Below are 15,643 nucleotides of genomic sequence, written 5' to 3'. Positions count from 1 at the left end.
GCGCCGGGGCTGCCGCCGCCGTGCGCCGCGCGCCGCGCGCCGCCGCGGTCATGGCGCCTTGGCCAGCTGGGTGCAGCGCTCGTCGCCGCAGGCCTGCCAGCCGCCGCCGAGCGCCTTGTACACGGCGATCGCCCCGAGGTTCACGCCGGCCTCGGCCTCGGCGAGCTGGTCCTCGGCGGTGAGCTGGGTGCGTTCGGTGTCGAGCAGTTCGAGGTAGTCGATGGCGCCGGCCTCGTAGCGGATGCGCGCCAGCTCGGCCGCGCGGCGGCTCTGGTCGGCCTGCTCGGCGAGCTTGCCGACCCGCTCGCGCTGGCGGTTGAAGCCGACCAGGGCGTTGTCCACGTCTTCCAGCGCCTGCAGCACGGTGCGCTGGTAGGTGGCGAGCGCCGCGTCGGCACGCGCCTCGCTGGCCTTCACGCCCGAGCGCACGCGCTGCACGTTGAGGCCGGACCAGCGGATGCTCGGCGCCAGCGACCAGGCGCGCGAGTCGGCGCCGCCGAAGTCGTTGCTGCGCCCGGCGAGAAAGCCCACGAAACCGCCCAGCGCGATGTGCGGGAACCACTCCGCCTTGGCCACGCCGATGCGCGCGTTGGCGGCGGCGAGGCTGCGCTCGGCGATGCGGATGTCCGGCCGGCGCTCAAGCACGTCGGCGGCGTTGCCGATCGGCAGCGCCACGTCGATGGGGCGGAAGCTGGCCGGCGAGAGGTCGATGTCCAGCGCGCCGGGGCGCTCGCCCAGCAGCACCGCGAGGCGGAACTGGTCGGCCTGGGCCTGGGCGTCGAGCAGCGGCAGCTGCGCCTCCACCGCGGCCAGGCGCGCGCTGGCGCTGGCCACGTCCTGCTCCGAGCCGGTGCCGATCTCGGCGCGGGCGCGCACCAGCTTGAGCGAGGCCTGCTGGTTGGCGATGTCGCGCTGGGCCACCTGCACCCGCAGCTGGGTGCCGCGCAGGTCGAAGTAGTAGCGGGCCACCTCGGCGAACAGCGTCACCTGCGCGTCCTGCAGCGAGGCCGCGCCGGCGTCCGCGTCGGCCCGCGCCGCCTCCACCTCGCGCCGCACGCCGCCGAACAGGTCCAGCTCCCAGCTGGCGTCGAAGCCGGCCTGGTAGGTGGTGCTGGTGGTGCGTTGCGAGAGGAAGGGCGGGATCTGCTCGCGGCTGCGGGTGTAGCTCGCGCCGGTGTCGATGGTCGGCCACTGGTCGGCGCGGGCGCTGCCCAGCACCGCGCGCGCCTCGCGCAGGCGGGCCAGGGCGATCTTCAGGTCCGGGCTGTTCTTCGCCGCGCGCACCACCAGCGCGTCCAGCGTGGGGTCGTTGAACTGCCGCCACCAGTCGGCCTGGAAGTCCTGCGCGCTCTGCTGCGCCGGGTCCACGCCGACCAGTTTGGGCGCGGCCTCCTGCGGCCGCTTGTAGTCGGGCCCGACGCTGAGGCAGCCGGCCAGCAGCAGCGCGGTGGCGAGCGCGCCGAGGCGCGCCGCGCGGTGGAAGGAAGGGATCATGCGCATGGGATCAATGCTCCTGCACGGCGGTGGTGAGGCGGGCGGCGCGGCGCGCCTGGCGGCGCGCCTCCATCCGCTCCACCCAGCCGCGGATCAGCACGTAGAACAGCGGGGTGAACAAGAGGCCGAAGAAGGTCACGCCGAGCATGCCGGCGAACACCGCCACGCCCATCGCATGGCGCATCTCCGCGCCGGCACCGTGCGAGGTGACCAGCGGCACCACGCCCATGATGAAGGCGAAGGAGGTCATCAGGATCGGGCGCAAGCGCAGCCGCGCCGCCTCCAGCACCGCCTGCACGCGGCTCATGCCTTCCTTGATCTGCGCCTCGCGGGCGAACTCCACGATCAGGATCGCGTTCTTGCACGCCAGACCCACCAGTACGATCAGGCCGATCTGGGTGAAGATGTTGTTGTCCCCGTGCGAGAGCCACACGCCGGTGATGGCCGAGAGCAGCACCATCGGCACGATCAGGATCACCGCCAGCGGCAGGGAGAGGCTCTCGTACAGCGAGGCCAGCACCAGGTACACCAGCAGCACGCACAGCGGGAACACCAGCACCGCGGTGTTGCCGGCCAGGATCTGCTGGTAGGTCAGCTCGGTCCACTCGTAGCTCATGCCGTTGGGCAGGTTGTCCTTGGCCAGCTTCTCCATCGCCGCCTGCGCCTGGCCCGAGCTGAAGCCCGGCGCCGGGCCGCCGTTGATCTCGGCGGTGGGGAAGCCGTTGTAGTGCTGCACGCGGTCGGGGCCGGCGCTCTGACGCACGCTGACGAAGGAGCCCAGCGGCACCAGCTCGCCCTGCGCGTTGCGGGTCTTGAGCTGCAGCATGTCCTCCGGCTCGTGGCGGAAGCCGGGCTCGGCGGACACGTTCACCTGGTAGGTGCGGCCGAAGCGGTTGAAGTCGTTGACGTAGAGCGAGCCTAAGTACGCCTGCATGGTCTGGTAGGCGTCGGTCAGGTCCACGCCCTCGGCCTTGGCCTTCTCGCGGTCCACGTCGGCGTCGATCTGCGGCACGCTCACCTGGTAGCTGGAGAACAGCCCCGCCAGCGCCGGCGTCTTCTGGCTCGCGCCGATCAGGCCCTGGGTCTGCTTGTACAGCTCCTCGAAGCCGAGGTCGCCGCGATCCTCGATCTGGAGGCGGAAGCCGCCGATCGTGCCCAGGCCCATCACCGGCGGCGGCGGGAACACCGCGATGTAGGCGTCCTGGATGGCCGCGAACTTCTGGTTCAGCGCGCCGGCGATGGCGCCGGCCGAGAGCGAGGCGTCGCGCCGCTCCTCGAAGGGCTTCAGGGTGGCGAACACGATGCCGGAGTTGGGGCTGTTGGTGAAGCCGTTGATCGACAGGCCCGGGAAGGCCACCGCGTTCTCCACGCCCGGCTGCTTGAGCGCGATCTCGCTCATGCGGCGGATCACGTCCTCGCTGCGGTCCAGCGAGGCGGCGTCGGGCAGCTGGGCGAAGGCCACCAGGTACTGTTTGTCCTGCGCCGGCACGAAGCCGGTGGGCACCTTGGCGAAGCCGAACAGGCCGAGCAGCACCAGGCCGCCGTACACCACGAGCGCCACCGCGCCCTTGCCGAGCACGCGGCGCACGCCGCCCACGTAGCGCTCGGCGCCGCTCAGGAACATCCGGTTGAACGGGCGGAACAGCCAGCCGAGGCCCTTCTCCAGCCACACGCTGAGCTTGTCCTTGGGCGCGTCGTGGCCCTTCAGCAGCAGCGCGGAGAGCGCCGGGCTCAGGGTCAGCGAGTTGAACGCCGAGATCACCGTGGAGATGGCGATGGTGAGCGCGAACTGGCGGTAGAACTGGCCGGTGAGGCCGCTGATGAAGGCCGCCGGCACGAACACCGCGCACAGCACCAGGGCGGTGGCGATGATCGGCCCGGTCACCTCGTCCATCGCCAGGCGCGTGGCCTCCTTCGGCGGCTGGCCGTGCTCGATGTGCCGCTCCACGTTCTCCACCACCACGATGGCGTCGTCCACCACGATGCCGATCGCCAGCACCAGACCGAACAGCGACAGCGCGTTGAGCGAGAAGCCGGCGAGGTACATCACCGCGAAGGTGCCCACCAGCGACACCGGCACCGCGATCAGCGGGATGATCGAGGCGCGCCAGGTCTGCAGGAACAGGATCACCACCAGCACCACCAGCACGATGGCCTCGAACAGCGTGTGCACCACCGCCTCGATCGAGCCGCGCACGAACACCGTGGGGTCGTAGACGATGCGGTAGTCCACGCCCTGCGGGAAGTCCTTCTTGAGGTCCGCCATCAGCGCGCGGACCTCGTCGGAGATCTGGATCGCGTTGGAGCCGGGGCGCTGGAAGATCGGCAGCGCCACCGCCGGGCGGTTGTCGAGCAGGCTGCGCAGCGCGTAGTTGTTGGAGCCCAGCTCGACGCGCGCCACGTCGCTCAGGTGCGTCACCGCGCCGTCGGGCGAGCTGCGCAGCACGATGTGGGCGAAGTCCTCCTCGGTGACCAGGCGGCCGCGGGTGTTGATGTTGAGCTGGAAGGCGGAATTGTTGCGCGCCGGCGGGGCGTTCAGCGCGCCGGCGGCCACGTCCAGGTTCTGCTCGCGGATCGCGTTCACCACGTCGCCGGTGGTCAGGCCGCGCAGGGCCAGGCGCTCGGGGTCCAGCCACACGCGCATCGAGTACTCGCCGGCGCCGAACAGCTGCACGTCGCCCACGCCGTCCAGGCGCGCGAGCTGGTCCTTGATGTGCAGCCGCGCGTAGTTCGACAGGTACAGCATGTCGTAGCGCTGGTCGGGCGAGATCAGGTGCACCACCATGGTGAGGTCGGGCGAGCTCTTCTGCGTGGTCACGCCGAGCCGCTGCACTTCATCGGGCAGACGCGGCAGCGCCTGGGAGACGCGGTTCTGCACCTGCACCTGCGCGTTGTCGAGGTCGGTGCCCAGCGCGAAGGTCACGGTGAGCGTCATCGCGCCGTCGCTGGTCGCCTGCGAGGAGGTGTAGAGCATGCCCTCCACGCCGTTGATCTGTTCTTCCAGCGGGGTGGCGACGGTGGCGGCGATCACCTTGGGGTTGGCGCCGGGGAAGCTGGCGCGCACCACCACGGTGGGCGGCACCACTTCCGGGTATTCGCCGATCGGCAAACGGGTGAGGGCGATGGAACCGGCGATCACCAGCAGCACCGACAGCACGCCGGCGAGGATCGGCCGATCCACGAAGTATTGAGCGAGTTTCATCGGATCAGTCCTGCGGTGATCAATCCTGGGCGGTCAGCGTGTCGCCGTGGCGTGCCTTGCCGGCGCCGGCGAGGCCCTGGCCGGCGTCGAGGCTGCGGCTGTCCATGGCGACCGTGGTCGGGTTCACTTCCATGCCGGGGCGCACGTGCTGCAGGCCGTTCACCACCACCACGTCGCCGGCGGCGAGGCCTTCCTCCACCACGCGCAGGCCGCCGGCCAGCGGGCCGAGGGTGACCTTGCGGTAGCTCACCTTGCGGTCCTTGCCCAGCACGTAGACGAACTTGTTGCCGAGGTCGGTGCCCACCGCGCGGTCGTCGATCAGCACGCGCGGGGTGCGGTTCGTGCTGCTGAGCTGCAGGCGCACGTACAGGCCCGGCGTGTAGGCGCCGTCGGCGTTGTCGAACACCGCGCGCAGGCGGATGGTGCCGCTGGTGGCGCGCAGCTGGTTGTCGACGAAGTCGATGCGGCCCGCGTGCGGGTAGCCGTCCTCGTCCACCAGGCCCATCGCCACCTGCGGCGCGGCGTGCTGCTCGCGGCGCAGGCGGTCGAGCTTGAGGTAGCTGTGCTCGTCGATGTCGAAATAGGCGTAGACCGGGTTCACGCTGACCACGCTGGTGAGCACGTCGGACGGGGTGACCAGGTTGCCCGGGGTCACCTGGGCGTTGGAGACGCGCCCGTCGATCGGCGCGCGCACCTCGGTGAAGCCGAGGTTGAGCTGGGCCGCGTCCAGCGCGGCGGCGGTGGCGGCCACCTGGGCCTTGGCGCTCTGCCCGGCGGTGATCTGGCGGTCGGCCTCCTCGCGGGCGATGGCGTGCTGGTCGAGCAGCTTCTGCGCGCGCTGCGCGTTGGCCTGGGCCAACACCTGCTCGGCGCGGGCCTGGCTCAGGGTGGCGGCGAGGCGGTCGGATTCGGCGCGGTAGGGGCGCGGGTCGATACGGAACAGCAGGTCGCCCTTGTGCACCAGGGCACCTTCGGTGAAGTGCACCGATTCGACGTAGCCGCCCACGCGCGGGCGCACCTGCACGGTGTCCACCGCCTGCATGCGGCCGGTGAAGGTGCTGGCGTCGTCGACGCTGCGCACCAGTGGCTGGGCGACGGTAACGGCGGGCAGGCCGGCGCCGGCACCGCCGCTCTGGGCATGGCTGCTGCCGTGGTCGCCGAGCAGGGCCCAGCTGCCGCCGGCGGCGAGGATGGCGAGGGTGGCTAGGATCCAGCGAGGTTTCATGGTGCGCTCCCGTATTTAGTGCACCGGCCAGTACAGGCAGGGCAAGGGTGCGCAGATTAGTTGCACCGGCCGGTATAGAAAATACCCTCATGGTGCAATGCGGTAGTGACTCCGAGTCACGAATGGTCTAGAAAGTGATCCCATGGAAGACTTTTCCGCCATTTCGACCTTCGTGCGCGTGGTGGAAGCCAAAAGCTTCGCCGCCGCTGCCACCCAGCTCGGCATGACGCCATCCGGCGTCAGCCGCGCGGTGTCGCGGCTGGAGGAACAGCTCGGCGCGCGGCTGCTTTTCCGCTCCACCCGCGCCTTGCGCCTCACCGACGATGGCGCCGCGTTCCATGCGCGTTGCCGGGAGATCCTTGCCGATCTCGGCGAGGCGGTGGAGTCGCTCAACCACGCCAGCCGCAAGCCCCGCGGCAAGCTGCGGGTGGGCATGCCGGCGGCGATCGGGCGCACGGTGCTGATCCCCCGGCTGGCCGAATTCGAGCAGCGCTACCCCGACATCCGCCTCGACATGGCGATGTGCGACTACCCCTACGACCTCAACGAGGAAGGCATCGAATGCTCGGTGCGCCTGGGCGAGCTGCAGGATTCCAACCTGATTGCGCGCAAGATCGGCTACCTGCGCAACGTGGTGGTGGCCGCGCCGGCCTACCTCGCCCAGCACGGCACCCCGCGCAGCATCGAGGACCTCCGGCAGCACCGCTGCATCAACTACGTGATGCCCGACGGCAAGCCGCGGCAGTGGCAGTTCGACACGCCGAGCGGGCCGATGGCGGTGGACATCGACGCGCATCTCCTGATCAACGACGCCGAGTCGATCCTGCAGGCCGTGATCTCGGGCCTGGGCATTACCCAGACCCCGTACGTGCTGGCCTCGTGCGCGCTGAGCCAGGGCATGCTGCAGCTGGTGATGACCGACACCATGTCGGTTGGCAAGCCGGTGTGGATCGTCTACCCGCAGAAGAAGCACCTGTCGGCGCGCGTGCAGGCCTTCATCGAATGGGTGCGCGAGCTGTTCGAGCGCACCAACGAGCCGGCCTGGTGCAAGCTGGCGGCGCCGGAAAGCGTGGAGCGGGCCGCCGTCGAGGCCTGAGCCGGTCCGGCTCGATCGGCACCGCCCGGCCGGCTCAGCCGCCGGCCGGCAGCCACAGCAGCAGCAGCGCGCCCAGTGCGATGCGGTACAGCGCGAACGGCGTGTAGCGGTGGCCGCGGATGTAGCCCAGCAGCCACTTCACCGCGGCGAAGGCCACCACCGCCGAAACCACGAAGCCGACGGCGAGCGCGCTCCAGTCCTCGTGCGCGGCGCCGCCGTCCTTGACCACCTTGAGCAGTTCGTAGCCGGTGGCCGCGTACATGGTGGGGATGCCGACCAGGAAGGCGAACTCGGTGGCCGCGGCGCGCTGGCTGGTGCCGGCGAGCAGGGCGGCGAAGATGGTGGCCGCCGAGCGCGAGGTGCCGGGGAAAATGCCCGCCACCATCTGCGCCAGGCCGACCCAGATCGCCACCCGCCAGGTCACCGCACTGCGCTCGGGCTGGCGCGCCGCCAGCGCCTCGGCGCCGAGCATCCACAGACCGCCGATCACCAGCGCCCAGGCCACCGGCGTCACCGTCTCGGGCAGTGTGAAGCCGAGCTTCACCGCCACGAAGCCGAGCACCGCGGTGATCAGAAAGGCCACCACCAGCTTGGCCAGGTAGTCGCGGTTGGCCGGCTCCTGCCAGCGCGTCAGCAGCTGCCACAGCCGCTTCCAATAAATCAGCGTCACCGCCAGGATCGCGCCGGCCTGGATGCCCACGTTGAACAAGTCCGAGCGGGCGCCGAGGCCGAGCTTCTCGGCGATCAGCAGGTGGCCGGTGCTGGAGATCGGCAGGAACTCCGTGATGCCTTCGATGATGCCGAGCAGGATGACGCAGATGAGATCGCTCACGGGGTGGCAGGCTCCGGGCCGGGACGCAAAGCCCGATAGCTTACGGGGATCGGTCGGCGATTGCGTCCGCGGGTCTGGCGGGAAGCGGGCGAGGATGGGGCGAAGGCGGGGACGATTCGTCGCATGATCTTGCCCTGAGTTGGTTCAAGTGTCTTACTTTATTGCCCCCATATTGGGCGCCCGGGCGTCGGCGGCGTAGGCTGCAAGGCGCCCAAGTGCTTGCCGTGTCGGGTTTTCCGTCCATGGCATGGGATTTGCCATGGTTGCGGGTCGTTAAGACCTTTCCGATCCATTCCGTTTCACCGAGGTTATCCATGTCGTCCGCCCAGCAAGAGATCGACCTGATCGCCGCCCAGCAAGTGCTCGACCTGATCCAGGAACACGAGGTCGAGTTCATCGATCTGCGTTTCGCCGACATGCTCGGCAAGCACCACCACGTCACCTTCCCCGCACATACCATCGAGCTGTCGACCTTCGCGGACGGCAAGATGTTCGACGGCTCCTCAATCGCCGGCTGGAAAGGCATCAACGAGTCGGACATGGTGCTGCTGCCGGATCCGGCCACCGCGCACCTCGACCCGTTCAGCGCGCACAAGCAGCTGATCCTGCACTGCGACGTGCTCGAGCCCTCCACCCTGGGGCACTACGGCCGCGACCCGCGCTCGATCGCCAAGCGTGCCGAGACCTACCTCAGGTCCACCGGCATCGCCGACGCCGCCTTCTTCGGGCCGGAGCCGGAGTTCTTCATCTTCGACTCGGTGCGCTGGCAGAACGACATGGGCCGCGTGTTCTACGAGATCGAGTCGCAGGAAGCGGCCTGGAGCTCGCGCTACAAGTACGACGAGGGCAACAGCGGCCACCGCCCGGGCGTGAAGGGCGGCTACTTCCCGGTCAGCCCGGTCGACTCGCTGGGCGACCTGCGCGCCGACATGTGCAAGGTGCTCGAATCGCTCGGCCAGACGGTGGAAGTGCACCACCACGAGGTGGCCAACGCCGGCCAGTGCGAGATCGGCACCAAGTTCAACACCCTGGTGCGCAAGGCCGACGAACTGCTGACGATGAAGTACGTCATCAAGAACGTGGCCCACCAGAACGGCAAGACCGTCACCTTCATGCCCAAGCCGATCGTCGGCGACAACGGCAGCGGCATGCACGTGCACCAGTCGCTCAGCAAGGACGGCCAGAACCTGTTCTCCGGCGAGCTGTACGGTGGCCTGTCGCAGCTGGCGCTGTGGTACATCGGCGGCATCTTCAAGCACGCCAAGGCCATCAACGCCTTCGCCAACTCCACCACCAACAGCTACAAGCGCCTGGTGCCGGGCTTCGAGGCGCCGGTGATGTTGGCCTACTCGGCGCGCAACCGCTCGGCGAGCTGCCGCATCCCGTACGTGTCCAGCCCCAAGGGCCGCCGCATCGAGGTGCGCTTCCCCGACCCGATGCAGTCGGGCTACCTCACCTTCACCGCGCTGATGATGGCGGGCCTGGACGGCATCCTGAACAAGATCGACCCGGGCGCGCCGTCGGACAAGGACCTCTACGACCTGCCGCCGGAAGAGGAGAAGAACATCCCGCAGGTCTGCTCCAGCCTCGACCAGGCGCTGGAAGCGCTGGACAAGGACCGCGAGTTCCTCAAGGCCGGCGGCGTGATGACCGACGACTTCATCGACGCCTACATCGAGCTCAAGATGCAGGAAGTCACCAAGTTCCGCGCCAGCACCCACCCGCTGGAGTACGCGCTGTACTACGCGATCTGATCGTTTTTCCCGGGGAGAGGGACGAGGGCGGGCGCTGCGGCGCCCGTCATCGTTTCCGGCGTTTGCGCATGACCGGCGGCAAGGTCCCGATGTCCCCGCGAAGCGTTGCCGCCGTGGCAGGGCGCGCCTTGCGCGCGACAGGGATGCGGCGGCGGCAGGTCGCGCGCAAGACACGCCCCGGCAGAGCGTGACGGCGCGTGGTGCCTCCGGAGGCCGTGAACAGGCTCCTACGGGCACAGCACCGCCGCGCCGTGGAGGCGCCCGCCGCGCAGCTGCGCCAGCGCCTCGTTGGCCTGCTCCAGCGGGAACGCCGTGGTGGTGGTGCGGATGGGAATGGCGGCGGCGAGCGCCATGAAGGCCTCGCCGTCCGCGCGGGTGAGGTTGGCCACCGAGCGCAGCACGCGCTCCTCCCACAGCAGGCGGTAGGGAAAGGCCGGGATGTCGCTCATGTGGATGCCGGCGCAGACCACCGTACCGCCCCTGGCGGTGGCCGCCAGCGCGGCGGGCACCAGCTCGCCGGCGGGGGCGAAGATCAGCGCCGCATCGAGCGCCTCCGGCGCCGGCTGGCCCGCATCGCCGGCCCAGTGCGCGCCCTGCGCGCGCGCGAACGCCTGGCCGGCGGCATCGCCCGGGCGGGTGAAGGCGTAGACCTCCTGGCCGTAGTGGCGCGCCACCTGCACCGCGATGTGCGCGGCCGCGCCGAAGCCGTAGAGGCCCAGCCGCTTCGCCTCGCCGGCCAGGCGCCAGGCGCGGTAGCCGATCAGTCCGGCGCACAGCAGTGGCGCCGCCTCGACATCGCTGAACTGCGGCGGGATGGGAAAGCAGAAGCGCGCGTCCGCCACCGTGTAGTCGGCGTAGCCGCCGTCGAGGTCGTAGCCGGTGAAGCGGGCGCGCTCGCACAGGTTCTCGCGGCCGCCGCGGCAGTAGCCACAGACGCCGCAACTCCAGCCCAGCCACGGCACGCCCAGGCGTTGGCCGATCCCGATGCCCGCCACGCCCGGCCCCACGGCCGCCACCGTGCCCACGATCTCGTGGCCCGGCACCAGCGGCAGGTGCGGATGCACCAGCTCGCCGTCCACCACGTGCAGGTCCGTGCGGCAGACGCCGCAGGCGTGCACGCGCAGCAGCACCTGGCCGGGCCCGGCGGCGGGCATGGTCCGCTGCGGGTCGAGCCGCAGCGCCTGTCCGGCTGCATCCAGCACCATCGCGCGCATCGAGAATTCTCCTGCGGTGAAAGCCGGGGCCGGGCCGTATCATCGCTCGCGTCTGTCCTGCACCGGCGCCTCAAGCGTAGCGGGTGTCCGCGACGCGGCATTGACCTGGGCCAAGAAGCGGCGCATCGCCCGCGGGCAAGATGGCGTGTGCTTGCGCACGTCCGGGCCGCGCCGAGGCCGTCGCATGATTGCGCCACGGCGCATGTCTGCGAGGCGCCAAGGCGTGCGCGCCAGCCGCTTTCGAAGGCGCCTTCGGCGCACGACGGGCGTGGCCTGGCGTGTGTGCCACTGCTTGCCGCCGCGGTCGGTGGTGACGCACATGCCGCACCAAGGTGCCGGAGCAGCTAGAGTTTCCGTCCTTAGGATGTCCGGCTGGCCGCGCGGCCGTGGTGTGCTTCGCGCCGCATATCCACCAAAAATAAATATAAGGAGTTTGCGCATGTCCTCGCCGCCCACCTCGCCGCCCGCCGGCTCCAAGCTCTTCATGATCGGCCTGCTGGCCTCGCTCGCCGGCCTCATGTTCGGCCTCGACGTGGGCGTGATCTCGGGCGCGCAGGCGTTCATCCAGAAGGACTTCCAGGTTTCGGAGAACACCCTGGGCTGGATCGTCAGCAGCATGATGCTGGGCGCCGCGCTCGGCGCGCTGGGCAGCGGATTCGTTTCCAGCGCGCTGGGGCGCAAGCGTTCGCTGATCCTGGGCGGCTTCTTCTTCGTGCTCGGCGCGGTGGGCTGCGCGCTGGCCTGGAGCGTGAACGCGCTGGTCGCCTGGCGCATCGTGCTGGGCGTGGCCGTGGGCATCGCCAGCTACAACACGCCGCTGTACATCGCCGAGATCGCGCCGCCGAGCAAGCGCGGCCTGATGGTGTCCTCCTACCAGCTGATGGTGACGGTGGGCATCATGCTGGCCTTCCTCTCCAACACGCTGCTGGCGCCCACCGAGTCGTGGCGCTGGATGCTGGGCATCACCGCGATACCGGGCGTGCTGTTCGTGGTCGGCGTGTGCTTCCTGCCCTACAGCCCGGCGTGGCTGGTGATGCAGGACCGCGTGGAGGACGCCTACGAAGTGCTGATGGAACTGCGCGGCGACGTGCCCTCGCGGGTGAACAAGGAGCTGCGCGCCATCCAGCGGCAGATGGCACAGCCCAGCCACGGCTTCAGCTTCCTGCGCAGCAACCGCCATGCGCGGCGCGCCTTCCTGCTCGGCATCCTGATGATGGCGATGCAGCAGTTCACCGGCATCAACGTGGTGATGTACTACGCGCCGAAGATCTTCGAGGAAATGGGCTACGCGGCCGGCGCGCAGCTGTGGCTCACCTTCCTGATCGGCTTCATCAACGTGCTGGTCAGCGCGATCGCGATGAAGGTGGTGGACCACTGGGGGCGCAAGCCGGCGCTGTACGCGGGCTTCGCCACCATGGGCGCGAGCCTGCTGCTGGTCGGCTTCATGCTGCGCCACGGGGCGCCGGTGCTGGTGGCCGAGCAGGCCGTCACCGTGATCGCGCTGCTGGTGTTCATCGCCGGCTGCGCGCTGTCGGCCAGCCCGCTGATGTGGGTGCTGTGCGCGGAGGTGCAGCCGCTGGCCACGCGCAACGTGGGCATCGCCGCCTCCACCGTGTGCAACTGGGTGGCCAACATGATCGTGGGCGGCAGCTTCCCCTTCCTGCTGGTGGCCCTCGGCGCGTCCTATTCGTTCGTGCTGTATGCGGCCCTCAACGCGCTCTTCGTGGTCTTCACCATCTGGCTGGTGCCCGAGACGCGCGGCGTGGCGCTGGACGAGATCGAGCAGAACCTGATGGCGGGCAAGCCGCTGCGGCGGCTGGGCGATCCGGTCTAGCCGCGGCCCGGCCGGCACGGCGCGACCACGAGCGGCCGCGCCGTGCGCTGGCGGGAGGGCACAGCCCTCCGTCCCGGTCACTGCACTTTCACGCTGACGTCGTCCACCACGAACGAGGTCTGGCTGCTGCTGTCTTCCACGCCGTAGAAGTTCACCTGGATGGTCTGGCCGCGGTAGGCGGTCAGGTCGAGGGTGCGCTCGACGTAGCCGCTGCCGGCGTCGAGGTTGGACCAGGTGCCCAGGGTGACGTAGCTGCCGCTGGAGGTGATGATCTGCGCCTTCAGCGTGTCGTAGGCCGTGCTGGTGCTGGTCTCGGCCGTGTCCACGTGGAGGAAGAAGTCCAGCGTGGCCTTGGTCGCGGTCGCGGGGATGGCGATGCTCTGGCGCACGTAGTCGGTGTGGCTGCTGCCGTAGCCGTCGAGCCACGCCTTCCAGCTGCCGGCATGGGCCGCCTCGCCGCTGTCGCTGGTGATCGCGCCGCTGGTCTGCGTCCAGGAGGTGGCGCCGCTCTCGAAGCCGCCGTTCTTGATCAGCTCGGTGGCGGTGCCGCCGCTGCCGTTGCTGGTGCTGAAGCTCACCGCGCTGCTGCTGCCCACGTTGCCGGCCGCGTCGTAGGCCTTGGCCACCAGGCTGTGGCTGCCGTCGGCGAGCGTGGTGGAATCGAGGCTGGCCTGGTAGGGACTCGCGGTGTCGGTGGCCTTGAGCGCGCCGTCCACGTAGAACTCCACCCGGGTCACGCCCACGTTGTCGCTGGCGCTGGCCGAGAGCGTGATGGTGCCGCTGCTGCCGCTCTCGCTGGCGCTCACCGTGGGCGCGGTGGTGTCGCCCGAGCCGCCGCCGCTGCCCTGGGTGATCCACACCGGGGCCGACCACAGCTGCAGGCCGTCGTCCTGGGTGATCTTGGCGTAGTAGAAGTGCGTGCCGGTAGTGGGCGTGATGGTGGTGGTGGCGGTTTCCGAGGTGGTGGTCACGGTGCCGTTGCTGCCCGGCACGCCCTCGAACACCTGCACGCGCTGCACGCTGTGGCCGGTGCTGCTGGCGTAGTTGACGGTGAGGGTGAGCGGGCCGCTGTTGCTGAAGCGCTCGCCCATCACGTGGCCGTTGGCGGTGAGCACGATCTGCGCGTTCTTGTCCTCGGTGGCGAACACGCGGCGGGCGCGCAGCGCGTCGAGGAAGCTGTTGAGATCGAGCGCGGTGCCGTTCGGGATCAGCACCCCGGTGCGGTTGGTGAAGCTCGCGCCCCAGTTGGCGCAGTGGTTGTCCTGGTCGGAGCTGGGCGCTACGTGGTAGCCGCGCTCCAGGATGGTGTTGAAGGCCGTCTCGTAGCTGCTGCGCCCGCTCTCCGTCTCGGTGGTGTTGGTGGAGAAGGCGTAGCTGTTGCGCACCTCGGCCAGCACCATTACCGCGTCGCCGTCGTCGGTGTAGCCGAAGTTGGTGCCGCCCACCACGAACTGGCCGCTGCTGGAGGGATGGTTGAACTGGCCGATCCAGCCCTTGGTGCGCATCAGCGTGTACAGCGAGGCGTAGTCGCCCTTGGCGATCTCGTAGTCGCCGATCAGCTGGCCGGCGCTGTTCTTCTCCCACTCGATCAGGCCGTCGGCGTTGAAGATGTTCATGTGCCCGCCGTTGCTGATCACGCCCCACTCCTGCCCGTAGACGGCGAGGAAGGACGGGTGCGCGGCGCGGAACGAGGACGCCTGCTGCAGGCCCGACTGGAACAGGTTCTTGGCCGTGGCCGGGTCGGCCGAGGTGTTGGTGCTGGTGGAGCCGTCGAACATGTGGTTGTGCTCGGAGGTCATCAGCATGTCCAGGCCGCGGTTGAGCGCGTACTGATAGGCGTCGGCCGGGCCGTAGGCGCCGCTCTGCGGCGCCTGCTCGCCGGTACAGCTGGTGAGCGGGCCGGCGCCGTCGCTGTGGTTGGTCTGGCTGTGCAGGTTGCCGTAGTAGATGGTGTAGGGCAGGGAGCCCGCGCTCACCGACTGCGCGGCGAGGCTCTGCGTGCCGAGGCTCGGGGCGGCCGCCGCGTGGCCGCCGCGGAGCGGCTGGAAGGCCGGCATCGCCGCCGGTTGCACCGCGCCGATCAGCACGTCCTGGCGCTGCTCCTGCACCGCGTCCGGCGCCAGGCGCAGCGCGCGCTCCAGCGCCTGGGCCGGCAGGCCGGTGCCCAGGCGCGCGACCACCTCCTCGTCCAGCGCCACCGCGCGCAGGCGCAGCGTGGCGTAGCCGGCCGGCAGGGCGTCGCCGTGGCTGTCGCGGCCGTCCCACGACAGCCTGGCCTGCGCCGCCGCGCCGGCGCCGAGCGCGGTCTGGCCCTGCCAGTGGCGCAGCACCGCGCCCTGGCGATCCAGCGCATCCACCTCCCAGGCCAGCGCCGTGCCCGGCGCGGCGCCGGGGTAGGTGAAGCGCAACGCCACCGGCCGCGCGCCGTCGGCCTTGAACGGCGCCTCCAGCATGGCATCGAATTCCTGGTGATCCGGCAGCACCGCCGCATGGGCGGGCGCAATCACCATGGCGCCGGCCAGCAGCATGCCGGCGGCGGCTTTGACTCCAAAATCCATCAGGCTTTCTCCCTAAACGATGTCAGCGATTCCCCCGGCCCGATCTTGTAGCGGGCCTACGTGACAAATACCGGTCGCCCATCACGGCTTGCTCCATCGTGGCCAGGCCGTTCGCAGAAAGGCGCGCGCGCGGGGCTTGGGGGGCGCAAGTGTTCACAGGCGCATAGTCGGTACTAGCTGACGGACCATAGTTTGTGCAGGTAGCGCCCCCGCGCACGCACTTTGCCGCACGAGCGTAGGCAAAGTGTGTCGAGGTGTATTGAAATCAATTGTTTACGATGATGTCCACTCCGCTACGGTGGGCATAGATTGGCCCAAAGTAGGTGCCTGCCCGAGGCTAAAGCCGGACGCCAAGACTTGCCGTCCTGTCTTGGCGACCCCCGTTGTGGACCAAGTGACGTCACAGCGAGACACCGTGATCTTGCCCCCGTTCC

At 69.7% G+C, this 15,643-nt stretch carries 9 protein-coding genes; 3 read left to right on the top strand and 6 right to left on the bottom strand.

Features of this window, described 5'->3' with window-relative positions:
• Positions 1-48: 48 nt before the first annotated feature.
• From ACH65_RS17430 to ACH65_RS17420, 3 genes are read right to left on the bottom strand one after another with little or no spacing between them, the layout of a single operon-like run.
• Positions 49-1,500 (bottom strand): efflux transporter outer membrane subunit, encoded by a 1,452-nt coding sequence (locus ACH65_RS17430; RefSeq protein ID WP_237561559.1) that lies wholly within the window; start codon positions 1,498-1,500, stop codon positions 49-51.
• 4 nt (positions 1,501-1,504) lie between these two features.
• On the bottom strand, positions 1,505-4,696 hold the full coding sequence (locus ACH65_RS17425; RefSeq protein ID WP_049623905.1) for an efflux RND transporter permease subunit: 3,192 nt from the start codon (positions 4,694-4,696) through the stop codon (positions 1,505-1,507).
• 19 nt (positions 4,697-4,715) lie between these two features.
• A complete protein-coding gene (locus ACH65_RS17420; protein WP_049623904.1) occupies positions 4,716-5,921 on the bottom strand; it encodes an efflux RND transporter periplasmic adaptor subunit in 1,206 nt (401 codons plus the stop codon).
• 142 nt (positions 5,922-6,063) lie between these two features.
• On the opposite strand from ACH65_RS17420, the gene ACH65_RS17415 reads away from it, so the two are divergent.
• A complete protein-coding gene (locus tag ACH65_RS17415) occupies positions 6,064-7,017 on the top strand; it encodes a LysR family transcriptional regulator (RefSeq protein WP_049623903.1) in 954 nt (317 codons plus the stop codon).
• 34 nt (positions 7,018-7,051) lie between these two features.
• Here ACH65_RS17415 and ACH65_RS17410 read toward each other — a convergent pair whose 3' ends face one another.
• Complete coding sequence (locus ACH65_RS17410; RefSeq protein ID WP_049623902.1) at positions 7,052-7,849, bottom strand: undecaprenyl-diphosphate phosphatase; 798 nt, start codon at positions 7,847-7,849, stop codon at positions 7,052-7,054.
• Between the two features lie 314 nt (positions 7,850-8,163).
• On the opposite strand from ACH65_RS17410, the gene glnA reads away from it, so the two are divergent.
• Complete coding sequence (gene glnA, locus ACH65_RS17405) at positions 8,164-9,603, top strand: type I glutamate--ammonia ligase (RefSeq protein ID WP_425478327.1); 1,440 nt, start codon at positions 8,164-8,166, stop codon at positions 9,601-9,603.
• Positions 9,604-9,830: 227 nt separating this feature from the next.
• Here the strand turns inward: glnA and ACH65_RS17400 are convergent, their stop codons facing one another.
• Complete coding sequence (locus ACH65_RS17400) at positions 9,831-10,817, bottom strand: zinc-dependent alcohol dehydrogenase family protein (protein WP_049623901.1); 987 nt, start codon at positions 10,815-10,817, stop codon at positions 9,831-9,833.
• Between the two features lie 439 nt (positions 10,818-11,256).
• On the opposite strand from ACH65_RS17400, the gene ACH65_RS17395 reads away from it, so the two are divergent.
• Positions 11,257-12,651 (top strand): sugar porter family MFS transporter, encoded by a 1,395-nt coding sequence (locus tag ACH65_RS17395; protein WP_049623900.1) that lies wholly within the window; start codon positions 11,257-11,259, stop codon positions 12,649-12,651.
• A 77-nt stretch (positions 12,652-12,728) separates the two neighbouring features.
• On the opposite strand, the gene ACH65_RS17390 is transcribed toward ACH65_RS17395, so the two are convergent.
• Positions 12,729-15,209, bottom strand: coding sequence for a CehA/McbA family metallohydrolase (locus ACH65_RS17390; protein ID WP_049623899.1), 2,481 nt, complete (start codon positions 15,207-15,209; stop codon positions 12,729-12,731).
• Positions 15,210-15,643: the final 434 nt, after the last annotated feature.

This window comes from Frateuria defendens, from assembly GCF_001182895.1.
Taxonomy (GTDB): Bacteria; Pseudomonadota; Gammaproteobacteria; order Xanthomonadales; family Rhodanobacteraceae; genus Frateuria_B; species Frateuria_B defendens.
This window is presented reverse-complemented; position numbering and strand designations above follow the sequence as displayed.